The organism is Paenibacillus wynnii (assembly GCF_000757885.1).
GTDB classification, from domain to species: Bacteria; Bacillota; Bacilli; order Paenibacillales; family Paenibacillaceae; genus Paenibacillus_AQ; species Paenibacillus_AQ wynnii.
The window spans coordinates 22143-40559 of sequence record NZ_JQCR01000001.1; the positions used below are offsets into that span (position 1 = coordinate 22143).

An 18417-nucleotide genomic window follows, 5' to 3' on the forward strand; every position below is an offset into this window, starting at 1 on the left:
GGGAATGGGTTAACCCTCGTTATCCGTTGTATCGTCCACTATAGTTACCGTGACCTCTCTAAACCTAAGTTTGATAAATTTGATCAACACCAAATATTCCTCAGCGTACCTATTACTATCGTGTCGGTTGCTGACTGCCTCTTCAAACTCACCAATCGTCCCCCTGAAGCACCCGCGAGTAACCTCGATCTCTCCTGTTTTGATCGTATACGCTGTTAATGTTCCACCCTCTGAGCCAACAGACGTCGCCCAAAATACATGCTTATTGCTCTCCACCCGAGCATTGCCGGTGACCCGAGCATCGCCGTAGACCCGAGCATTGCCGGTGACCCAAGCATCGCCGGTGACCCAAGCATCGCCGTAGACCCGAGCATTGCCGTAGACCCGAGCATTGCCGGTGACCCGAGCATTGCCGGTGACCCAAGCATCGCCGGTGACCCGAGCATTGCCGGTGACCCGAGCATTGCCGGTGACCCAAGCATCGCCGGTGACCCAAGCATCGCCGTAGACCCGAGCATTGCCGGTGACCCAAGCATCGCCGGTGACCCAAGCATCGCCGTAGACCCGAGCATTGCCGTAGACCCGAGCATTGCCGGTGACCCGAGCATTGCCGGTGACCCAAGCATCGCCGTCTTGATTCAGGTTTTCTTCACTTTCGATCCAGCCGCCCAACTCATCAGCCTCTACGTCCCCAAAGCTGCGAGTCGCCTTGATTTGATAAAGGGTGATTCCGCACCATTCTTTGGTTGTTTCAGTCAGCGTATATTTTTTCATGGTTTATCTCTCCTTAAAAGTTATTGGGCTTGATTTTGGGCGTATCGCCATTCGTAACCTTTCTATTGTCGATAGGTACCGTTGCAAGCCCGCATGATATCACCGGACCCGCTTCCTATGCTCTTCGCAGCTGTTATGCCCCCTTATATGCTGATTGTCTTTTCTTTCAAACATCTCCGTTTAAAATCAAATCCCATTCTCTCCAACTTTCCGCGCACACCCAATGCACTCTTTCTTAAGGTCTGGGCTATCGTTTCATAGCTGTATCCTTCCTGGGCCATCCGAAGCAACGTCTGCACTTCATTGGGTGTGTACTTGGTATGGTTATCCAATCTTTCTGGTCGTACCTTAACGCCTAGATCATGCAGCCGCCGCTTAACTGATGCCTCCGATCGATCAAAGAGCCTGGCAACCTCTGGATAAGTCATTCCTTTTGTTCCGAGGACCTGTACTAACCGCTGATCTTCTTCCGGAGTCCAATTCACTGCCTGAAAGGTCTTTTGAGATCGCATCTGATCTGCTTTTCGTTTGACCTTTGTCCAAGCCGGCTCTGCTCCCAAGGTGTTAGGTTCCATCTTCGCAAGGTTAAGGAGTTCTTTGTGCTGCTCAGCCCATTTCCAAAATTCTTCATAGCCGATGACCAGAACTCTGGCCGTATTTGCAAAGAGTTTCCTTCTGACTGGCAGCCCGTAATCTGGTACCCAATAATTCACGATTTGCCCATATGATTTATCAAGAGCAAGAGCTAATTGATTGACTGTGATTCCGTCAAAGTTCATCCGTGAGTCTCCGAGCCCCATTCTGCCAGCTTTCAATTTTACTGCATCGATGCTCCGTCCCAAGTTTTGAGAGATTGATTTCAAACTAATCGATCCCCATTTATCCTGGAGGTAATCAATCTCTTCTTTTGTCCAATTTTTGGCGCAACCCATTGATTACACCCCCACCTGTTTTAATTCCGCTGCCTCGGTATCATTCATTGTGATTGTTGCCATCCCGTCCCAATGCTCTCTTATTTCTTGAGCCTTGGCTTTGACAGCTGCTGCCTGTTTTGGCTGGAGAACAATGCTCATAGCCTCCTCGTAATGCTGCTGAGCTTTGGCATAAGCCCGGGAGTGGATCATGTTCATCCATTCCCAGAAGATTTTGTTCGACATCGATTTAACTTTTTGGAAAGCTCTGCGGCGCTGTTCTTCGGTCATGATATCCGTCCTTTCTATTGCAGCCATGCTAGCAACATGCCGAGTAGCAGCAGTGCTAGGCTGAAATTCCGTAATACCACTATTGGTTCTGGCAGCCGTTCTTCTCTTACTGACCCTATGATTCGACCTGAATCGTCCCTAAATCGAATGACTGTTTTCATATGCGGCCCCCATTTCTTAGAAATCAATTTGGCTTTTAATGTATTCCCTGATAGCTTCAACGTCTGCAATGAGCTCACGGAGGTTAGTGGCTTCGCTGGAGTCGATCTTGAGGTTAAGAAACTTACGAGCAGCGCCTAACACGGTAGGATAATGTCCATGAGTTTTGAATATTGGTTTCCCCTCTGTTTCGCCTTTCGCTGGTTTTCCAATTGCTCCAGAGTATTCTTTCAGAGTGAATTCCCTATCATCCGATTCGATATAAAAGCCACCTTCAATATGCACTTTCAAATCCATTCCTCCTTAAAATAGGAACTGGCGTTCCGTCTCAGGCATGTGACTGTCCGCCGCCGCAGGCTTCCCTCGGCGTTTACTTGGAACTGATTTATCCTTTTTCTTCTTTGTTGTCTTAGCTGCTGGGCTGATTATGGCCTGTATGACGTCCTGTTGATACGGTGTGTATGACTCCAATGACTGACCGTTTTTTACTCTTTGTACCGCCTCTGCAATCTTGGCGATGATATAGGCATCCGTCACATTGTGGCTACTGTGAGAATAATTATAGTGTTCAAGAACTGCAGTCGCGATGATAGCTTTTTTGTCGTCATCTTCAGCTAATCGCCTATTTTCATTAACGTACTTCTTTGTACGTTGCGGATTAACATCCACATACGTAAGGCCCTTCCGATAGATCATACTCCTCAACCCACCGTGTATCATTCCCGTGGTAACTCCGCTCTGCGTACCCATGGCCGGCTGTTCAATGGCGATGATGTCACCGGGTTTCAGCAATTGATAGAGTTGATTCTCTAGTGAGACGAGTTGTTGTGTAGTAATTCCACCTTTTTCCTTCCGACCCTTACCCACTAACTCCACTTCTACCAAGGGCCTGCCGTCCTCATCCAAAGCGACAAATCCGGTCTGAGTGGCTGGGTCAATGCCGACAAATCTCATGCCCACCGCCTCCGATACTTCAGGTACCTATCCTCGATCTGGTGAACTATCGCACCTACCCGAGTACGGGTTACTCCTATTTCTCTTGCTGTTTCAGCCTTCGTATTAAACTCCATCAATAGCTTGATCACTTTAATTTGTTGGGGAGTTAGCTTATTTATAAATTCGTTTACTTCAACATCGCTCAGATCATCTTCATGCTCAAAAAGTTCCCAGTATTCGACTGCACGACCTGAATGGTCATGTACTGTTGCATTCAAGGAAACTGATACGTTGTGATTGACTCTCCATAAAGCTTTCTCAGCTGCCGCCAGTGTTGAGTTAAAATAAAGAGAAATTTCTTCGGCTGACGCATCCTGCATTCGTGCTTTAAGGATTTTCCCTGATAATGCATACTCTCGTGTCGGTGGACGAACAATCGGTAGTTTGTCACGGATATAATCCATTACTTCATTCCGGATTAAACTGTATGCCAGCGTCTGCATTGCGCCCTTAGAAGGGTCATAGAAGCGATAAGTCTTTATGAGTCCGATATATCCTTCTTGAACTAGATCATCCAGTTCAACCGGTAGTTTAGTCTTGTATGAACAACGAATGGCAATGCTGTATACCAAACCCTTGTGTTTTCCGATGAAGTCATCTAACTCCCCGAGGTGGGGATTAACAGCTATCATGTCATTCACCTGCTTTCTATCACCATCAAAGCCAATTTGAAAGATTAACCGTAGCCTTTGGTGTATCAGTTTTAGCGGCTACTGGCTTTACAGGGAGCGTTTCAGGCTTACGTGGTGTATTTGTAACCTTATCTTCTACTGGCTCTATAACAGGCTCAGATTTGCTATTCTGTGGCTCGAACTCTTGGAAGTCCTGTCCAAGAATGGCGTACTTCTCACCCAACCCCGGAAACTCTTCAACCAATCTACCCCTGCGATAATACCTCATCAAATCGGCTGTTTTGTCATAGATCCTGTTGATCTTATCCCGTTCAGCTTGCGGCATATCAGACAACGGATCGTCCAACTTAGCGGCCATATCCAACAGTGCAGCCTGAGCTTTGTCATACTGCTCATCGTCTTGAATTAGCTTGCTGCGCATGCTCCTTCACCTTCTTATCAAGCTCATATTTCTCATCCTTGGTAAGGTTGATGAAGCGGCCTGTGTCACGCCTGAAGACCATTTCAAAAACACCAGTACCAATATCTCGACCTTTTGCAATAATCAGTTCTACGATGTTCTTCTTAGGAGTATCAGCGTTGTAGTAATCATCCCGATAAAGGAATGTGACAATGTCAGCGTCTGACTCAATATCACCGCTCTCACGGAGATCAGACATCATAGGTCGCTTATCCGGACGTTTTTCACAATCACGGCCAACAGCCGAGATAGCCACCATACAGACATCGAACTCCCGAGCTATACCTTTAAGTGCTTTCGTGATGTAACCTACCTTCTCGTTATTCTTGGTGAACTTCTTTTCAGTGTTTAAGAACTGAAGGTAATCCACATAAACGACTAGGTTAGGGAATTCTTTACGTAAAGCCTTGACCTGCCGGCGGATGTATTCCACTGTAGCTCCTGGAGTGTCATCGATATAAAGATTGCGGCTTACTATGATAGCAACGGCCTTACTGTAGGAATCCCAATCGTTATCCGACATCATGCCTGACTTAATTCTCTTGTTCTTGATCCCGCCGATAGTAGAAACTAGGCGCTCCACGACCTTCAAGTCCTTCATTTCAAGTGAGAATATTACCGCTGCCCATCCGTCCTTTGTAACAGCGTCCATGTCGTTAAGAACGTACTGGGTCTTACCCATACTCGGGCGAGCTGCCAATATCTCAAGATCACCTTTCTGATGTCCACCGCTCATTTGGTTGATATCGTCATTGGCTGTCTTGGCCCCGGTGACCCCAGAACTAGAAGCTCGATTAATAATCGTCTGACTATGCCCATCGAGGATGGAAGCCATATGAACAGGTCCGCCCTCGTCATCGCCTTTTTGCAGTTCTGTCAGGGCATCTATATGTTGTCTCAGCTCTGCAAGGTCCCCACCGCCATTAGTAGCAATTTGTAATCCGAGTTCAACTAGCTGCCGCTGTACTCTTTCGATTCGCACTGCCTTTTGGTAATAGCCGAACCCGTCTGTAGTAGGTACCGAATCACGGAGGGCCATAAAGTGCGCCATCCCGCCGATCTGAGCCAGCTTTGCACCCCACTTTGTAGCAAGGAACACTGGATCAAATGGATTGGACACCTCGCCACTAAAATGTCTGTGTGCATAGCTGAGTACATTGAATACTTTTTGGTTGTACTCTTCTTCGCTAAAGTCCTCCTTATTTAAAAAGCAGTCATCCATCAAGGTGTGATCTTTCAGCAGAGATCCGAGTACCGCCCTTTGTGCCTCAAGACTCATCAGGGTTCACCTTCAATTTTGAGAAGGTCGCCTGCAGTTGCTCTCTGACATAATCGGGCATCGGTTTCGCATTCTCCGTTAAGTGATATTCTTCAAGCTCCAACATATCCATCTGGTTCTCAAGGCGTTGTATGTCGTATACCGACTGTGGCTGCAACCGATCCTCTCGGATCACATCCGCTATTCGTGGAGCAAATCGTGAGATAGCGATGTGGTCTCTTAAATTGAGCTGCGCTCGAGCATAAGGTATCTCTTGAAGGAATAAGTGCCATAACTGAATCACTTCTTGGGTAATCTCGAATTCAGGAAATGCCGTTTTGATTACCGCGAGTAAGCTGGAGGTCTCCTCGTTGTTCATGCGGTTTCCCTCCTCCTTGGCTGAACTGCTTCAGCAGATCCATCTGCTCTTGGTTCTGCTGCTGTTTGTTTTTATAACCGGCCTTCGCCTGATCCTTCTTAATCCAGACACGCAGCGTCTTGTTGTGGTCCTTCTTATGCTGGCTCGGCTTCTTGTTGGTTTGCCATTCGTCCAAGGCTTCGATAGTATTGTCTACAATCTTTTTACCGAAGTCCTCGCACAGCTTGCCGTACTGTTCTTGAGTTAGAAAAACGGTGTCATGAAATTTAATCTTTTCAGAAGGGATGTCCATATCTCTTATCTCTTCTTTCTTTAGAGTTTTCTTTCTTTCTATCTTGGGTGATGAATTGCCCCCCAAGAGTGGTGAGGATTTACTCCCCTCACTGGTGGTGGATTGCTCACCCCTAATCTTCTTACTGGGGGGTGAGGTTTTCCCCACCTCTAACCACTGATTAACGTATTTATTGAAGGATAATTTCCGGGAGCTGCTACCGTGAAAAGGTTCCGCCACTTTAAGTATTTTGCAGTCCAGCAATTTCCTCAGCTCAGCTTTCACAGTTCGCTGATCGCATTGAATGGCTTCAGATAGGAACCCAACAGACAGCGCATGTGATTTACGGCCAAACCCGTAGGTGTAGCGCCAGACTATCATGATGATGCGGAGCTGCGTGCCGTTGAATCTTCGCTTTGCCACCTCTTCCAAAATTCCATGCGCTATTCGGGTGTAGCCGTTGTCCAGATCCAGTCCTGCCATTCCATTCACCTGCTTTAAGAGGGTAAGCTCTCACGCTTTTGGATAAAGACACAGATACGTTCAATTAGTCCGAACTTGGCTTGGCGAAAACTCATAAACTGAGTTTCGTCACCCCATTGATGAACAAGCTTAGATACTTCCTTTAGCACCTGCGCTGCCTGGTCTAACTCGGGTGCCTTCTGCTCATCAATGGTCCGCTCAATGTGTTCCAACAACATCTTCCGCTCATCCTGTAACTGTTCATTTTCTTCCCGTAGCCTGCCGATCTCATGATTAAGTTTGCAAATCCCCTGCCCAGCACGCCCGAGATGAGCGAGCATTTCATGTTCCCGGCGCTTGTAGTCATCAAGCTGAAGCTTTGCGATGGTTAACTGGTCCAGCAATTTTTTGTTATGAGAAAATATAATTGTCATTTCAAACCACCTCCAAGTGATAATGTTGTCCTGCTATAAAACCTCGCTGCCGTAGAGCCGCCTTGACGGTCATTTCTGCCAGCTTGGGGAGATTGTTACTGCCTGATAAGTGTGTGAGGTAGATGTGTTCACCACGGCCTTTAATTAGCTTTTGTAAGGCTTCTGCAGTCTGCTGATTGCTTAAGTGCCCTAAGTCACTCAGCACCCGAGCCTTGACGCTATCAGGATAATTCGACTCAACAACCATATCTGGGTCATGATTGGCTTCAATGATGTAGATGGAGCCCTCCATCATTTCTAGCATTTCGGAGTCTACCTTTCCGGTGTCGAAGACTACACAGGTACGCGGTCCATCATCCGGCTCAATCGCGTAGCCTACCGGCTCATATGCGTCATGGTGAGTTTGGAATGGATAAAGGTGTACACCGCCTAGATCAATCATTTCGTACTTGCCGTACTTTGTTTCTGCCACCCGTTGGAGATCTGATTCAACACCCGAAATCCCTTTCCATTCACCATCTGTTGCCCATACGGGAATGCCGTACTTATTCGCCATTGGGAGCCCCTTGATGTGATCCCCGTGAGCGTGGGTTATGAAGATTGCGGCGACCTTATCCGGTCTAATCCCTACTTCCAGCAGGCGCTTCTCGATCTTGGTCTTGGCTATTCCAGCGTCGATGAGGATGGTCTTGCCTGATGTTGTAAGAGCGATGCAGTTACCTGCGGATCCAGAGGCGAGAATATCAACTTTCATTTCACTCACCCCTTAGATTTATGCGAGTTAATAATGTTTTCCAAACCAATCTCCTTCACCAATTTCTCACCTATGGCATCCTTTACGGAGTCGTTGATGTGCTTCTTTATTGTCTCGCTGACCTTTTTCACGATGTCGTCTGACATACGTTTTGTCTGTTGATCCAATTGTTTATTAATCAACCAATCCATTCGTGTCCAGTTGTTCCCGTAGCTGCTCTCACGGCCTTCATTATCGACCTTTTTGAGAAGCCATGTATCGCACTTTTCCTTGATCAAGTCGTATATGGTAACGTCTTTCTTTTTCACATCGCCCCACTGGTCAGTAATTGTTACACCTCTCTGGAGGAATTCGGTGTAGGTTTTTTCAACCAACGCGTCCACCTTAGTGGAAAGTTGCTTTAATGCGTCTGATTCAAGACTACCAACAGCTTTATGTGAGATTTTTTGGACGATTGAATCAACAATTTTTTCCTGTATCTTTTGATCTAGCGATTCTTCCTCATCAATCCAATCGATATCTACTGTTACATTAAGCTTCATATCGCACGCTCCTTCATTGTTTTCTCACGCCATTCCTTATCAAAGGTGCATTTCTTAGCAGGCCATTCGTAATGCCGGCGACCAAGCACGAAAGTTACAAACAACCCTGTAGCCTTCTCGTAGTAGGCACCGTTTAGAACTTCAACTTTTGGTGCTTCCAAGGAGATAAGATCAGCGCCGCCGAACAGATCTAGTTGCTCTTTTTCGCTTTGCTTTGCGATTACCACCGCCCCCTGTCAGTTCTCCATAACAGCGAGGGCATACTCTTAAGCGTCCAAGATATTCCTCGCGGTCTGGATTTATCTCGCTCCCACAGACCATACAGTCCGGGGAGAGAGTGTAAATCTCAACAACTGGTATATCAGAGTGGGAGGTCATCGTCTTGGGCTTGTGCCGCTAGCCGCTCAGCAATGTGAATGTCCATGATTTTCAGCAGGCCCGTCAGTTCCTTAAGGTTAGGTTTATCACCCTTCGTCTTAACGTTTTCTGCAATATAAGCAGCCATTTCCTCAGGTTCTGTGATTCCTAACTGGGAGAATTTTATTTTCATATCAGCACGGGCTTGCTTTATACGATCTTCTTCGTTGGGAGTTGTAACTCCCTGATTCCCACCAGGGCTAATAACTTCCGGATCTTTTGCAGTCGGAGTGATATCCTTCCGCTCGTAACTCGCTATATTCTCTACACTAGGACCCGAGTTAACAAATTCATCCTCAGACACTTCAATACCGTATTGACGCTTGAAGGCTCGTTTAATTGCATGTTTTACAATCATGTCATCGAAATAATCCTTCCACATTTGACCGTTTCGACCTTTGAGTAGATGTTCGACCTGATCACTTCTAACAATCACTAGAATATTTGGCATTCCTTCACGGTAAGCGATACAATATGCCCCCACTGTCTTACCAGGACTCATTATGTTGGGTTCGTGTTCAACTTCTCCAGTGGCAACATTAGCTTTAAACATGTCGTTCTCTCTAACTTCGGAAGCAATAAATCCTTTATATTGCGGGTGAGACTTTGCGAGTGACACAATGCCTTCTACTGCAATTTGCATACTCATTACCGGGCCGTCTTTGCCGTTGTATACAATGCAGTAAATTTGATTAAGGAAAGGGTCAAGGCCAGTACGGACACAGGTTTGTACGAATAATGCGAATTGCTCATTGCTAGTGCCTTTTGCGATCGTGGATTTGAGGGTATCGAGGTGTTTTTGAGTGTAGGAGCCTACAACAGCCACCTCATCTTGTACTGCTTGGATCTGCGTATTTGGTTTAGTCATCTATTATTTGCCTCCTGTCGGTTTTAAGTGAGCTGCGAAGTAAGATCCATCCTTAAGGATGTGGTGGTCATAATAAGCACCGGGAACTGTGATGATGATCTCTTTCTCATCTTCGAAGTAAGGAGTTACTGTCTGACCTTCAAAGAGCTTGTTTCCTGGATCGGACTGAATAACGGTGTATGATTTGGGTTTCATATGATGATTGCCTCCATTCAAGGTATAAGTGCAGTTTATTGATGGCTCAGAAAGGCGATAAAGATCGGCAGCGCCTTGCGCTCTTTACGGGAGAGGATAGTCCCAAACTCTTTCTTGATGGCAGTAGCAACAACGGAAGGACCAAGATTGCCAGGTACATAAGCTTTCTTCGTGGACTTTTCATGCTTGAACTGGCGGCGGGACTTAGCAACAGCGAAATCACGGGCAGCACCAGCTTGAAGTGCAGCGATAAGAGCAGAGTGTTTATTGGTGATACGGAATTTAATTGTCATGGGAAGACTCCTCCAATTTGATACCTAATTTTTGATTCTCAACAGCTCTGACAAGGATCAACTGTCCTGCAGGCTGACCGATTCGGAATACACTCTCCGAGTCATCTACAGCCAGTGGTGCAATAATGTCGCCCATCTTACTGAGGACTGCCGCCAGCTCAATACCAGCATGAGCACGTTCGGAACGTGAGAGTTTGCTGTAAGGCTTGCCATCGCGTTCGATTTCAAAGTTAGGCTGTGGATCACCGCCGCCTTTAAGCTCTTTGAATAGGCTAATGGTCAGTGTGGTGAACATGTCTTGAACCTTAGCAGCTTGTAATTCTGCTTCCTTGGCCTCGTAAGCTTTCAGAGCGTCAAGGATAAAGATGCTGTCGTTACGGCTGGAGAGTGTGTCTAGCTCTTCAGTACGGGCTTTGTCCAGATCAGCTATAAGAGGATTGCGGACATTGTGCGCATGGATTGTGTCTGCTGTTGCGTCTCGTTTCAATTCGAGTGAGTTACGTTCAGCGATCAGCTCCGTAACATCAATCAGTTCCACTGCAGCCAGTTCTGCCTCTACTGCTTCGCGCTCCGTTACTGCCTGCCCATGCTCGGTACGTAATGGTAGTTTTCGAGCTTCTTTGCTGGCCGTGACAGCCTCCACAGACTCAGGATCAAGTGGACGTTTGCATGTCGGGCATTCCTCTGCGATTTCTTCCCCGTGAACTTTGAAGTACCGCGCCTTTGCTGCCGCTACCTTTGCCCGGGCTGCTTCGAGCTTACTTTCCAGTACCATCCGTTTCCGCTTAGGCTCATATGCAAGCTCTATCTTTTCTTGAAGTGTTCTGATTTGTAATAGAAGGGCGGAGTCTTCAGCTCTCACAGCCTCAATATCAGCAGGAGCTTCTGGGAGCTTAAGTAACTGACCTTCCAGTGCTTCAACCTTACCCTGAGCCCGTTTAAAGGCCGTGTCCTTATCGTTCTTATTCTTGGTGTGAATGTCTTTCAGTTGAGGCCGTGTATGCTTCTTGGTGAGCTCCTGCAGCTTTGAGGCTTGGGGATTAAGTACGATGTCCTTTTGCTTCTGGTCAGGAGTTAACCGACTCATTTCCGCAAATACTTCCTTAGCAGCTGGGGCTGTGGTGAATCTCATCATTAGTTCACGTTGCTTGCTCCAATGAAGAGTGAAGAAGTAAGTAGGGTTATAAAGGGATAAGAACAGGTCTTTCTCGAATAGGGATTTCACAAGCTCATCGAATTCACCGGATTTGGTAGGGACCTCGTTAATGTAGAAAGTGTTCTTGCCTTTCTCGATGCCGCGTCCTAGCATAAATTGCTTGTCGTCCACCTGAAGGAGTATTTCAGCCTTCACCAGATCAAATTTATAGTTGGTAGGTGTTGGATCAAGCTTGCTGCCCAGCGTATCCGTGCCGTACAATACCCATGAGGGCATTTCGAGAATGCTTGACTTGCCTTTTGCATTGTCTCCCGTGATCTCTGTTCTCTCGCCAAAGGTAACTACGAGATCGCGGTGAGCTTTAAAGCAGTGTGCGTTGACGGATAATAATTTGATGTGTGGCATGCGTTATTTACCTCGCTTTCAGCTGAATTTGTGCTCAAAACCCCGTTTTTGGCAAAAAAAATTATGGCCTGCTCATTTTGAGGCTTGCCTCCTTGGAAAATGGCATGTGTTTTGCGCGTCCTCTTTTAACAGCCTGTTCAGCCTCTTCCTTGCTTTTATACAGTCCGAGACGAAGCTTAGTACCGTTTACGCCAAGATGTGCGACCCATTTTCCGGATTGTTTATCCTGCGAAACTCCTCGCATACCAGAGGTGTTATTTTTTTGATTCCTTCCTCTGTTCTGCTGATTTCCTGATCGCGTTGTGACTCTGAGATTTGAATCTAAGTTATCAAGGGTATTGTTGTTAAAGTGATCAACGACCATGTCTTTCGGACATTTCGTCACCCATCTATGAAGATACATCACAGATATCTTTCCATTTGGAAGTATCACCCTACCGGCACAGTAGAAGCTTTTTGTGATAGGGCTCCAATTTGCATACCAAGTTCCTTCATAAGACTGAACCATTTCAAGATTTTCAGTGCTAATGAACGTTACCATCCTTCCGAACTTGGGACTATTCAAAATTATTTCAGTGACATTGCCTCTGATCCAAAATTTGTTTTTCAGTGCGCTCACCTCCACCGTTTAATTCAAGGAAAGACTCCCGTCAAATTCAACCCAATATTCGTTCCCGACGTTGTCATTTACCATGACATCCACAGTTCCATCTGGTGCTACCATCACGTCAACCACTGTGATTTGATGAGTTACTGTTCCTGTCTTTCCGATTAAATCCTCCCGTTGTTTACCCAATGTTTTCACCTCCCTTCCAGTAGTAATAATTATTTACGATTGTTCCTTGATGACCTCATATCCTTAGCTGTTGTAGAATCGCTAGGATAGGATATATTCAACGGCTGAGCTGTCACATGTCCCTCCAGGTTCTTTTTAGCGGCTGTCATATCGAATCCTACACCGCATGGCTTGCCGTACTTCCCAAACAGTTCTTTGCGCTCCATATCGTGAGCTGTACGGCAATGTAGATTAGTAATTACATCGCCTGTATGACCGCAATTAGGATAAGGACATTTGACTGTGCTACGGATGATGATTGTCATACACACGCCGCTAGTTGTTCTAAAGGAGAAGCCCATAAGCAAAGCAACGCTTCTCTATGAATGCGGCGTTCGCGGATTGCTTGACGCTCCATGTTGCTGTCACCAACTTCACGGGCTGCATAGAGTACTCTGAGCCATTCGGCCATCTGTACGCGATGATACTGTATTTGCTGTTCTGCGGTCATATCAGCTGTGCCTCCAGTTCTTCGATTTGTTTGCAAAGATCATGATGCCAATCAACTTCGTTCTTTTCATATGCAAGCTGGGAGAGTTGCTTAAGTTCGTCCAACCTTGCAACAAGTTCTAGATTCTTCATAAGCAAAGGCTTCATAAATTCCAATTCAAGGCGGCTAATATCAAGTTCCCCCCTATTGTTTAGGTTCATCGCTGTTATAACTGCAAGTTGGCGGTGTACCTTGTGGATGGCGATCATAAGGATTCTCCTTTCTTTGTAGGAATATTTCCCTCTCTGTCGAATTGGTAGTTGAGATTACTCGAATCCGAATGAAGGAGTGAACAGATTGGAAAACTATCAAAAAATCATTAAAGATTTAGACGAGAGTGGAATTTACGATAAGGTAAGAGATAGACTTTCTAATTCGACAATAATCGCTATTTCAGCTTTAAAGGAGAAAGACCTTGATCCAAGGAATGATGATTTTTTATTCGCTTTGATTAATACTGTTTCCGTTGAAGCTGTTCGACAGGCTGTTGCGATTTCGGTTAAGATACTGGAGCAGCAACTCAATCAAGATTCTTGATTAGATTTATAACTCTGGTAATCCGACAGAGACCGCTCAACTGTTTTCTTTGTAGCGACCATATCGATCTCGGGTAAGTCACAAGCGTTAAAGACCACATGGTTTTCTTCAGAAACTGCCGCTCTAACGGTGGTTTCTTTTTTTGAGTTGATCATACAAGTGATACCTCCTTAAGTTTTATCCCTAACAACATTCCTTGTTCGAATGCGTCCTTTTCGGCTTGTTCAATCTGCTCTATCATCAACAAGATCAATTTGTTATTTTGTTCACTTGATGTAGGCAACGAACTGATCAAGTTACTTAACTCAAAAGCAATCTCATTGAATTTGTCTGATCTCTCAATTTTGATTGTGCTTGAATCCACAGGAATACCACCTTTCTATAGGGTACATACGCCGATCAGATAGGAATCACCTGAATTTTTTGGTTTCCACTCTCCAATGAATCGAATCCCTTCGTCATAATTAATCTCCAACGTATCCCTATAAGACCGAACACCAAAACGGTTTCGATAATCACTCCATAAGAGACTGAATGCTCTTCGTTTGTGAAGTTTGAAGTTATCTGTAACTGCTAATCCGAGTAATTCCTGCAGCCTTACCTTACCTCGCAACTGAAGTGCGTCCTGTTCCTTACGCCGACAGATAACCCGCTTTTTTAAAGAGTTGTTCTCCTTGATCAGCCGTGCGTTTTCCTCCTCTGCCTGCGCCACACGTATCTGCAATTGTTTTTCATCCCTCGATAACAACAGCTTTTCTTGCATCCTCGCCAACCTCCTCAATCACTTGGTTTTCCATTGCCTTCAACCATTTGGCTCGTTGATGATTGACTGTTTCGTCCAGCTCTGCCCAAAACAATACTGCTGCTTGAATGGCTTCGCGCTGTTCGTGAATAGGCATAAAATGTACCAGGGCTGTTGAAAGGTCTACTTCCACATAAGCACGAGTCTTACTAAGTGCCTCCTTCATCTTTCGGAGATCGTATTGCTTCTTCTCCAATGCCGAGTACCGTTCCTGAAATTCTTCTTCCATTTGGCGTTTGGCTATGGACAATTGATTGATTTCCTCGGTCATCTGTTGGAGTGTTTCTTCATCTTCCTTAGAGCGACCTTTGCGCTTTTTAAGTATCGCTATCTCCTGCTGCAGCTTCTCCTGCTGCTCAGTATGCTGCTGGATAGACAACTGTCTGGCTGTCTCTGCTTGCTTGGCTCTGAGTTCAGCAGCGTCCTTTTCTTGCTGTGTCTCCTTGAGCGTCTTTTTGACTTCCTGTAGTTCACGAGTTGTCATATCCACAGGTTTTTTCGTCTCGCTGCTTGATTCTATAAAATGCGGCTTTTCGCGTTCATCTGGAGGCATTGTAGCTATTTCATATAAAGCACGTAATCCCAAACCGTGGAACGTGCCACGTTCTTCGAGTTCACTTGCCACTTTCATGAAGCGCCTTGCTTGGGACTCTTCAATTTCAACTGATTGGAGCCATTTCCCAAACTCTCCATGTGCCAAGTCATTATCTTTCACATGTTTCAATCGCTTTCCAATTTCAAAAAGTGATTGGCCGGCTACCTGCTTGTAGCTGTTGATCTCGGCTGTGATAACCTGCAGGTCAGTTGATAGCGCTAGTTGGTTCATGCTCATTCTCCTTTCTGAAATTAATTTATGAACCAGGGGTGCTTATCTGAGGATATTTTATAATCTCAAACAATTCAGTCCACTCACATTCCAACACTTCGCAAATACGTTTCGCGGTACGTGGCGATGGATTTCGTTCGCCATTCGTTATTTGAGTAGCAGTTGGTTGTGATATTTTAATTTCTTTCGCGAAGTCAGTTTTGCTAAATCCATTCATAATAATTAGAGAGTTAAGTTTGTCAGAATCCTTAACCATGATTTTCAAAGCTTTCTCTCTACGGGAATCCGTGCTTTTATTTTCGACATTTGCCATCGTTCGTTCACCTCCTGAACACATAGTATTTCATAATAAGGAAATATCATAATACCGAAATGTCCTGATTTAGTAATAAAAGTGGGACTTTTCTCCTTTTATCTCTCAATATCTTGACTATTCTTATATTTTGAAATAATATTCCTGTGTACAGTAATATAAATTGGAGGAATTGCAATGGAAGTCCATGAAAATGTAAGGCGAGTTATGGAAAACAGAGGGTTAACACAATACAGACTAGCGCAGTTATCGGGGATTCCCCACTCTACTTTAAGCACTTTCTTGAATGGGGGAGTTAAAAACCCATCTATGGAGATGGTTTCAAAGTTAGCTGAAGTTTTGGACGCTACTACTGATTACATCTTAGGAAAGACAGATGTTAACCTGTATGACTGGCTTCCTTCACCAAAGGAAGAAGAGGAAATGAATGCAACAAAAAACCCTAGCTATTCTAATGAGCAAGGGTTTGAGTCTGACGATATTTTACCGATTGAGGAATTGATAAAAAGACGACTTACCTATAAAGGATATGAACTAACTGAGGAACAAAAAATTAAATTTGGTAAGCTTGCCGAGGGGATTGCGGATCTTCTTGGCTGATCAATCCTTCTAAAAAATCTATTAATACTGTAACATTTGCTCCCTTGTCTTTCAATTTTTGAAGGTAAGTGTCCAATTCGTTTGTTTCAATAGGTCATCCACTCCTGGTGTAATATAGTCCGCCGCGATAAGTAAAACAAGCATATCATAAATACGAACAAAATACGAACACTTTTTTACAGAATTACACAAAGAAAGGAGTAACCCATGGGTTTCCGGCTCGGGGATTGTCTCCTGCTGGAACGACTCAAAGATAAAGGATGGACACAAGCGTACTTTGCCAAAAGAATGAACGTCTCTCGACAGTATGTAAACAAGATCATTAGTGGAGAGCGCAAGATGTCATTCGAATTTGCGATAAACGCAGCTCATATACTCGGTTGTCACACCGCCGATCTGTACATCCTTGAAGTCGTTCGGAACAGGAGTGAGTAGATTTTCTACTCTCCCACGAGCTATACGTCACCCAATAAGGTTACATCATGTTCATAAAAAAAGCATACACCATCGCACTAACAAATGCTGTCGTTTCATGTCACGAATTATCGACCGTTGACGGACGCCGAACGGTAGTCAATCCCTAATTTTATCCTGATTCCGGCGTGAAACCTTCACATACTTCCCTTTTCCCGTTTTGTCGAAATACGCCTGCTTCGAAATTTTGTCATAATATTTAACTTTGTCCACGTTGGTTACATTGGATTTATCCAGCGTATCGAATCCCTCAGGGAGCAACAGAGCCGCGAAGTCTCTCAGGGATACAACAGGTCGGTATACTTGATCCGTCGTGTGTATCAGCGTCTGAGAGCCCTCAGATTGGATGTACAGGATGTTTCTTGAATCAATTACCTGGTCTTTACCCGTTTGTATATGCACGACTGGAATGTCCATGCTCATCACCTCGGGGTTAGGTTGCCACGTAATATCCAAGATCATACAATTATATAGTAAATTTCACCAAATTCTGATAAACTGTCCATAGCATTTATTATCATTTATAGGGGGAGCATCATGAAGAAACCGATATATAAACGCTGGGGCTTTTGGGTTGTTGTACTTGTGGTCGGAGGTATTATAGGAATATTTAATGGGGATGATGATCCAGTTGAAGTAGCAACTCCTACAGCTACCGTAGAACCTGCACAGGATGTCGTTGCTGAGGTAATAAGCGAACCTACAGCGGAAGCCACAACCGAGCCTACAGAAGCACCAATAGAAGCACCAGTTATTGCGGAGTCACAGGCTGTAGTACCTTCATACGAAATTATTGATGAACGCTTAGATAAATCGGGAATGTGGTATCTCACCTTATCTACTGAATCAACAGATGAGGCTCAATTAAAAGCATTAGTCGAGAATGGACGTCTCCTTGCTCTCGAAAGAGACAACGGCGCTACCTGTGTATTTACGGACATTCAACATCCTAATGACGATAAGGTTAACATTGCTGTAGGTAAGATAGCATTAACTGAAAAGGGTGTTATGCAAACTGGTTTGAAGGATACCAAAGATATTGAGTTTGAAATTATAAAATAAATGAAATGGCCCCGGGAATCCCTCGGGGTTTTGCTATGTCTCCACAATCTAGAACACGCATAATTAACGCACATTTAGTTATTGACACGCATTAATAACGCGTGTTATAATAAGGATATAGAAAGGAGGTCAAGTGGTGGGGAAACAGCGAACAGTACGGGAAGTGCTTCAAGCCCTAAAGAGAGCCGGGTTTGTAGAATCGCCAAATCATGGCAAAGGAAGCCATAGACGCTACATAAACCCGAAAGACCCAACGAAGTTCGCTGACATTGCTGTCCATAGCATGGGTGATACGCTGGCAAAAGGGACTCTAAGCAGCATTGAACGCCAATCCGGGCTGAAATTTTAGCCCGGAGTTTCCCTATCCTGACCATCCTAACGATAAAGGAGCGTGAATGAATTGAAGAACCATTACGTTTATCCCCTTGTTGTTGAGCGTACAGACACCAATTTAAGCATGTATTTCCCAGACTTTCCTGGAACAGCCGTGACGGCTGCTGACATCACAGAAGGTCTAACACGGGCAAAAGAGATGCTATCCTTTCGTGCTTTGGAACTGGAAGAGTCTAGACAAAACTTGCCTCAACCTTCCGAACCTAATCAAATTACTTTAGAGGACTCGAGCGACCTTATAGTTTACGTGGAAGTGTTTATGCCACCCTTTCGAAATGTGGAAGCCAACAAAGCCGTAACAAAGAATTGTACATTACCGAAATGGCTGCGCGATGCTGCTGATGAAGCTGGCTTAAATTTTTCTCAAGTCCTGCAAAGTGGGCTTAAGGAAGCTCTCGGATTGGATAGACGTAAAGTCTGAGGAGGAT

36 protein-coding genes are annotated in these 18417 nt (G+C 45.1%); 6 read left to right on the forward strand and 30 right to left on the reverse strand.

Going from position 1 to position 18417, the window contains the following annotated elements; genetic code table 11:
* Positions 1-9: 9 nt before the first annotated feature.
* The 24 genes from PWYN_RS00150 to PWYN_RS00255 all read right to left on the reverse strand — a co-directional run bounded on the left by PWYN_RS00150 (position 10) and on the right by PWYN_RS00255 (position 13191).
* Positions 10-774 (reverse strand): bactofilin family protein, encoded by a 765-nt coding sequence (locus tag PWYN_RS00150; RefSeq protein WP_052087650.1) that lies wholly within the window; start codon positions 772-774, stop codon positions 10-12.
* 143 nt (positions 775-917) lie between these two features.
* Entirely contained in the window at positions 918-1706 is a 789-nt protein-coding gene (locus PWYN_RS00155; protein ID WP_036647241.1) for an RNA polymerase sigma factor sigma-70 region 4 domain-containing protein, read from the reverse strand.
* A 3-nt stretch (positions 1707-1709) separates the two neighbouring features.
* Entirely contained in the window at positions 1710-1976 is a 267-nt protein-coding gene (locus PWYN_RS00160) for a hypothetical protein (RefSeq protein WP_036647243.1), read from the reverse strand.
* Between the two features lie 14 nt (positions 1977-1990).
* Positions 1991-2137 (reverse strand): hypothetical protein, encoded by a 147-nt coding sequence (locus PWYN_RS28980; protein WP_157261049.1) that lies wholly within the window; start codon positions 2135-2137, stop codon positions 1991-1993.
* Between the two features lie 16 nt (positions 2138-2153).
* Complete coding sequence (locus tag PWYN_RS00165) at positions 2154-2426, reverse strand: hypothetical protein (RefSeq protein WP_052087651.1); 273 nt, start codon at positions 2424-2426, stop codon at positions 2154-2156.
* A 12-nt stretch (positions 2427-2438) separates the two neighbouring features.
* The gene (locus PWYN_RS00170) at positions 2439-3089 is read right to left on the reverse strand and encodes a RuvC family protein (RefSeq protein WP_036647244.1); all 651 of its coding nucleotides are present in this window, start codon (positions 3087-3089) and stop codon (positions 2439-2441) included.
* Positions 3086-3763, reverse strand: a complete 678-nt coding sequence (locus tag PWYN_RS27645) for a sigma-70 family RNA polymerase sigma factor (protein ID WP_052087652.1) — start codon at positions 3761-3763, stop codon at positions 3086-3088. The genes PWYN_RS00170 and PWYN_RS27645 overlap by 4 nt, the downstream gene beginning before the upstream one ends.
* 25 nt (positions 3764-3788) lie before the next feature.
* Positions 3789-4184, reverse strand: a complete 396-nt coding sequence (locus PWYN_RS00180) for a hypothetical protein (RefSeq protein WP_036647246.1) — start codon at positions 4182-4184, stop codon at positions 3789-3791.
* Positions 4156-5502, reverse strand: a complete 1347-nt coding sequence (locus tag PWYN_RS00185; protein WP_036647248.1) for a replicative DNA helicase — start codon at positions 5500-5502, stop codon at positions 4156-4158. The genes PWYN_RS00180 and PWYN_RS00185 overlap by 29 nt, the downstream gene beginning before the upstream one ends.
* A complete protein-coding gene (locus PWYN_RS00190; RefSeq protein ID WP_036647251.1) occupies positions 5492-5860 on the reverse strand; it encodes a replicative helicase loader/inhibitor in 369 nt (122 codons plus the stop codon). Before PWYN_RS00190 ends, PWYN_RS00185 begins: the two co-directional genes overlap by 11 nt.
* Entirely contained in the window at positions 5805-6614 is an 810-nt protein-coding gene (locus tag PWYN_RS27650) for a replication protein (protein ID WP_052087653.1), read from the reverse strand. The genes PWYN_RS00190 and PWYN_RS27650 overlap by 56 nt, the downstream gene beginning before the upstream one ends.
* A 14-nt stretch (positions 6615-6628) precedes the next feature.
* Positions 6629-7027: a hypothetical protein gene (locus tag PWYN_RS00200; RefSeq protein WP_036647253.1), complete on the reverse strand. Its 399-nt coding sequence runs from the start codon at positions 7025-7027 to the stop codon at positions 6629-6631.
* A gap of 1 nt (position 7028) precedes the next feature.
* Positions 7029-7781, reverse strand: a complete 753-nt coding sequence (locus tag PWYN_RS00205) for an MBL fold metallo-hydrolase (protein WP_036647255.1) — start codon at positions 7779-7781, stop codon at positions 7029-7031.
* Positions 7782-7786: 5 nt separating this feature from the next.
* On the reverse strand, positions 7787-8323 hold the full coding sequence (locus tag PWYN_RS00210; protein ID WP_036647257.1) for a hypothetical protein: 537 nt from the start codon (positions 8321-8323) through the stop codon (positions 7787-7789).
* Positions 8320-8550 (reverse strand): hypothetical protein, encoded by a 231-nt coding sequence (locus tag PWYN_RS00215; RefSeq protein ID WP_240479649.1) that lies wholly within the window; start codon positions 8548-8550, stop codon positions 8320-8322. The genes PWYN_RS00210 and PWYN_RS00215 overlap by 4 nt, the downstream gene beginning before the upstream one ends.
* A 134-nt stretch (positions 8551-8684) precedes the next feature.
* A complete protein-coding gene (locus PWYN_RS00220; protein ID WP_036647259.1) occupies positions 8685-9608 on the reverse strand; it encodes a RecT family recombinase in 924 nt (307 codons plus the stop codon).
* Positions 9609-9611: 3 nt separating this feature from the next.
* Entirely contained in the window at positions 9612-9803 is a 192-nt protein-coding gene (locus PWYN_RS00225; protein WP_036647261.1) for a hypothetical protein, read from the reverse strand.
* A gap of 35 nt (positions 9804-9838) precedes the next feature.
* A complete protein-coding gene (locus PWYN_RS00230) occupies positions 9839-10096 on the reverse strand; it encodes a hypothetical protein (protein WP_036647262.1) in 258 nt (85 codons plus the stop codon).
* Positions 10086-11657: an AAA family ATPase gene (locus tag PWYN_RS00235; RefSeq protein ID WP_036647264.1), complete on the reverse strand. Its 1572-nt coding sequence runs from the start codon at positions 11655-11657 to the stop codon at positions 10086-10088. Before PWYN_RS00235 ends, PWYN_RS00230 begins: the two co-directional genes overlap by 11 nt.
* A gap of 61 nt (positions 11658-11718) precedes the next feature.
* On the reverse strand, positions 11719-12276 hold the full coding sequence (locus PWYN_RS27655) for an HNH endonuclease (RefSeq protein WP_157261050.1): 558 nt from the start codon (positions 12274-12276) through the stop codon (positions 11719-11721).
* A gap of 9 nt (positions 12277-12285) precedes the next feature.
* Positions 12286-12453, reverse strand: coding sequence for a hypothetical protein (locus tag PWYN_RS29495; protein WP_169744077.1), 168 nt, complete (start codon positions 12451-12453; stop codon positions 12286-12288).
* Between the two features lie 29 nt (positions 12454-12482).
* Positions 12483-12758: a hypothetical protein gene (locus tag PWYN_RS00245; protein WP_036647266.1), complete on the reverse strand. Its 276-nt coding sequence runs from the start codon at positions 12756-12758 to the stop codon at positions 12483-12485.
* Positions 12755-12943: a hypothetical protein gene (locus tag PWYN_RS00250; protein ID WP_036647268.1), complete on the reverse strand. Its 189-nt coding sequence runs from the start codon at positions 12941-12943 to the stop codon at positions 12755-12757. Before PWYN_RS00250 ends, PWYN_RS00245 begins: the two co-directional genes overlap by 4 nt.
* Positions 12940-13191 carry a DUF7667 family protein gene (locus PWYN_RS00255; RefSeq protein ID WP_036647270.1) on the reverse strand — a complete coding sequence of 84 codons (252 nt, stop codon included), beginning with the start codon at positions 13189-13191 and terminating at the stop codon, positions 12940-12942. The genes PWYN_RS00250 and PWYN_RS00255 overlap by 4 nt, the downstream gene beginning before the upstream one ends.
* A gap of 88 nt (positions 13192-13279) precedes the next feature.
* On the opposite strand from PWYN_RS00255, the gene PWYN_RS00260 reads away from it, so the two are divergent.
* Positions 13280-13519, forward strand: a complete 240-nt coding sequence (locus tag PWYN_RS00260; protein ID WP_036647271.1) for a hypothetical protein — start codon at positions 13280-13282, stop codon at positions 13517-13519.
* Here the strand turns inward: PWYN_RS00260 and PWYN_RS28985 are convergent.
* Genes PWYN_RS28985 through PWYN_RS00280 form a run of 5 tightly spaced genes read right to left on the reverse strand, consistent with a single transcriptional unit; the run spans position 13507 to position 15460 of the window.
* Positions 13507-13674, reverse strand: coding sequence for a hypothetical protein (locus tag PWYN_RS28985; protein ID WP_157261051.1), 168 nt, complete (start codon positions 13672-13674; stop codon positions 13507-13509). The two genes, PWYN_RS00260 and PWYN_RS28985, sit on opposite strands and share 13 nt — an antisense overlap.
* Entirely contained in the window at positions 13671-13883 is a 213-nt protein-coding gene (locus PWYN_RS00265; RefSeq protein ID WP_036647274.1) for a hypothetical protein, read from the reverse strand. The genes PWYN_RS28985 and PWYN_RS00265 overlap by 4 nt, the downstream gene beginning before the upstream one ends.
* A 15-nt stretch (positions 13884-13898) precedes the next feature.
* Entirely contained in the window at positions 13899-14282 is a 384-nt protein-coding gene (locus tag PWYN_RS00270; RefSeq protein WP_036647275.1) for an ORF6C domain-containing protein, read from the reverse strand.
* A complete protein-coding gene (locus PWYN_RS27660) occupies positions 14251-15147 on the reverse strand; it encodes a hypothetical protein (RefSeq protein ID WP_052087655.1) in 897 nt (298 codons plus the stop codon). Before PWYN_RS27660 ends, PWYN_RS00270 begins: the two co-directional genes overlap by 32 nt.
* Positions 15148-15172: 25 nt before the next feature.
* Positions 15173-15460 carry a helix-turn-helix transcriptional regulator gene (locus tag PWYN_RS00280; protein WP_052087656.1) on the reverse strand — a complete coding sequence of 96 codons (288 nt, stop codon included), beginning with the start codon at positions 15458-15460 and terminating at the stop codon, positions 15173-15175.
* A gap of 177 nt (positions 15461-15637) precedes the next feature.
* Here PWYN_RS00280 and PWYN_RS27665 point away from each other — a divergent pair, with 177 nt between their 5' ends.
* Positions 15638-16060, forward strand: coding sequence for a helix-turn-helix domain-containing protein (locus PWYN_RS27665; RefSeq protein ID WP_052087657.1), 423 nt, complete (start codon positions 15638-15640; stop codon positions 16058-16060).
* Positions 16061-16267: 207 nt separating this feature from the next.
* The gene (locus PWYN_RS00290; protein WP_036647277.1) at positions 16268-16495 is read left to right on the forward strand and encodes a helix-turn-helix transcriptional regulator; all 228 of its coding nucleotides are present in this window, start codon (positions 16268-16270) and stop codon (positions 16493-16495) included.
* Positions 16496-16633: 138 nt separating this feature from the next.
* Here PWYN_RS00290 and PWYN_RS00295 read toward each other — a convergent pair whose 3' ends face one another.
* The gene (locus PWYN_RS00295; protein WP_036647279.1) at positions 16634-16951 is read right to left on the reverse strand and encodes a LytTR family DNA-binding domain-containing protein; all 318 of its coding nucleotides are present in this window, start codon (positions 16949-16951) and stop codon (positions 16634-16636) included.
* Between the two features lie 120 nt (positions 16952-17071).
* Between PWYN_RS00295 and PWYN_RS27670 the strand changes: the two genes are divergently transcribed.
* The 3 genes from PWYN_RS27670 to PWYN_RS00310 all read left to right on the forward strand — a co-directional run bounded on the left by PWYN_RS27670 (position 17072) and on the right by PWYN_RS00310 (position 18410).
* Entirely contained in the window at positions 17072-17596 is a 525-nt protein-coding gene (locus PWYN_RS27670) for a hypothetical protein (protein WP_052087658.1), read from the forward strand.
* Positions 17597-17732: 136 nt separating this feature from the next.
* The gene (locus PWYN_RS00305) at positions 17733-17945 is read left to right on the forward strand and encodes a type II toxin-antitoxin system HicA family toxin (protein WP_036647281.1); all 213 of its coding nucleotides are present in this window, start codon (positions 17733-17735) and stop codon (positions 17943-17945) included.
* A 51-nt stretch (positions 17946-17996) separates the two neighbouring features.
* Positions 17997-18410 (forward strand): type II toxin-antitoxin system HicB family antitoxin, encoded by a 414-nt coding sequence (locus PWYN_RS00310; protein ID WP_036647283.1) that lies wholly within the window; start codon positions 17997-17999, stop codon positions 18408-18410.
* Positions 18411-18417 lie beyond the last annotated feature (7 nt).

Excerpts from the sequence above, each read along its gene's own strand:
- PWYN_RS00190 (WP_036647251.1), bottom strand. The coding sequence starts at position 5,860 with ATGAACAACGAGGAGACCTCCAGCTTACTCGCGGTAATCAAAACGGCA.
- PWYN_RS27645 (WP_052087652.1), bottom strand. The coding sequence starts at position 3,763 with ATGATAGCTGTTAATCCCCACCTCGGGGAGTTAGATGACTTCATCGGA.
- PWYN_RS00270 (WP_036647275.1), bottom strand. The coding sequence starts at position 14,282 with ATGCAAGAAAAGCTGTTGTTATCGAGGGATGAAAAACAATTGCAGATA.
- PWYN_RS00280 (WP_052087656.1), bottom strand. The coding sequence starts at position 15,460 with ATGGCAAATGTCGAAAATAAAAGCACGGATTCCCGTAGAGAGAAAGCT.
- PWYN_RS27650 (WP_052087653.1), bottom strand. The coding sequence starts at position 6,614 with ATGGCAGGACTGGATCTGGACAACGGCTACACCCGAATAGCGCATGGA.
- PWYN_RS00160 (WP_036647243.1), bottom strand. The coding sequence starts at position 1,976 with ATGACCGAAGAACAGCGCCGCAGAGCTTTCCAAAAAGTTAAATCGATG.
- PWYN_RS00185 (WP_036647248.1), bottom strand. The coding sequence starts at position 5,502 with ATGAGTCTTGAGGCACAAAGGGCGGTACTCGGATCTCTGCTGAAAGAT.
- PWYN_RS28980 (WP_157261049.1), bottom strand. The coding sequence starts at position 2,137 with ATGAAAACAGTCATTCGATTTAGGGACGATTCAGGTCGAATCATAGGG.
- PWYN_RS00225 (WP_036647261.1), bottom strand. The coding sequence starts at position 9,803 with ATGAAACCCAAATCATACACCGTTATTCAGTCCGATCCAGGAAACAAG.
- PWYN_RS00180 (WP_036647246.1), bottom strand. The coding sequence starts at position 4,184 with ATGCGCAGCAAGCTAATTCAAGACGATGAGCAGTATGACAAAGCTCAG.
- PWYN_RS00245 (WP_036647266.1), bottom strand. The coding sequence starts at position 12,758 with ATGACAATCATCATCCGTAGCACAGTCAAATGTCCTTATCCTAATTGC.
- PWYN_RS27665 (WP_052087657.1), top strand. The coding sequence starts at position 15,638 with ATGGAAGTCCATGAAAATGTAAGGCGAGTTATGGAAAACAGAGGGTTA.
- PWYN_RS00155 (WP_036647241.1), bottom strand. The coding sequence starts at position 1,706 with ATGGGTTGCGCCAAAAATTGGACAAAAGAAGAGATTGATTACCTCCAG.
- PWYN_RS00200 (WP_036647253.1), bottom strand. The coding sequence starts at position 7,027 with ATGACAATTATATTTTCTCATAACAAAAAATTGCTGGACCAGTTAACC.
- PWYN_RS00220 (WP_036647259.1), bottom strand. The coding sequence starts at position 9,608 with ATGACTAAACCAAATACGCAGATCCAAGCAGTACAAGATGAGGTGGCT.
- PWYN_RS00150 (WP_052087650.1), bottom strand. The coding sequence starts at position 774 with ATGAAAAAATATACGCTGACTGAAACAACCAAAGAATGGTGCGGAATC.
- PWYN_RS00235 (WP_036647264.1), bottom strand. The coding sequence starts at position 11,657 with ATGCCACACATCAAATTATTATCCGTCAACGCACACTGCTTTAAAGCT.
- PWYN_RS00210 (WP_036647257.1), bottom strand. The coding sequence starts at position 8,323 with ATGAAGCTTAATGTAACAGTAGATATCGATTGGATTGATGAGGAAGAA.
- PWYN_RS00290 (WP_036647277.1), top strand. The coding sequence starts at position 16,268 with ATGGGTTTCCGGCTCGGGGATTGTCTCCTGCTGGAACGACTCAAAGAT.
- PWYN_RS27660 (WP_052087655.1), bottom strand. The coding sequence starts at position 15,147 with ATGAACCAACTAGCGCTATCAACTGACCTGCAGGTTATCACAGCCGAG.
- PWYN_RS00255 (WP_036647270.1), bottom strand. The coding sequence starts at position 13,191 with ATGATCGCCATCCACAAGGTACACCGCCAACTTGCAGTTATAACAGCG.
- PWYN_RS28985 (WP_157261051.1), bottom strand. The coding sequence starts at position 13,674 with ATGATCAACTCAAAAAAAGAAACCACCGTTAGAGCGGCAGTTTCTGAA.
- PWYN_RS00250 (WP_036647268.1), bottom strand. The coding sequence starts at position 12,943 with ATGACCGCAGAACAGCAAATACAGTATCATCGCGTACAGATGGCCGAA.
- PWYN_RS00295 (WP_036647279.1), bottom strand. The coding sequence starts at position 16,951 with ATGGACATTCCAGTCGTGCATATACAAACGGGTAAAGACCAGGTAATT.
- PWYN_RS00205 (WP_036647255.1), bottom strand. The coding sequence starts at position 7,781 with ATGAAAGTTGATATTCTCGCCTCTGGATCCGCAGGTAACTGCATCGCT.
- PWYN_RS00170 (WP_036647244.1), bottom strand. The coding sequence starts at position 3,089 with ATGAGATTTGTCGGCATTGACCCAGCCACTCAGACCGGATTTGTCGCT.
- PWYN_RS27670 (WP_052087658.1), top strand. The coding sequence starts at position 17,072 with ATGAAGAAACCGATATATAAACGCTGGGGCTTTTGGGTTGTTGTACTT.
- PWYN_RS00230 (WP_036647262.1), bottom strand. The coding sequence starts at position 10,096 with ATGACAATTAAATTCCGTATCACCAATAAACACTCTGCTCTTATCGCT.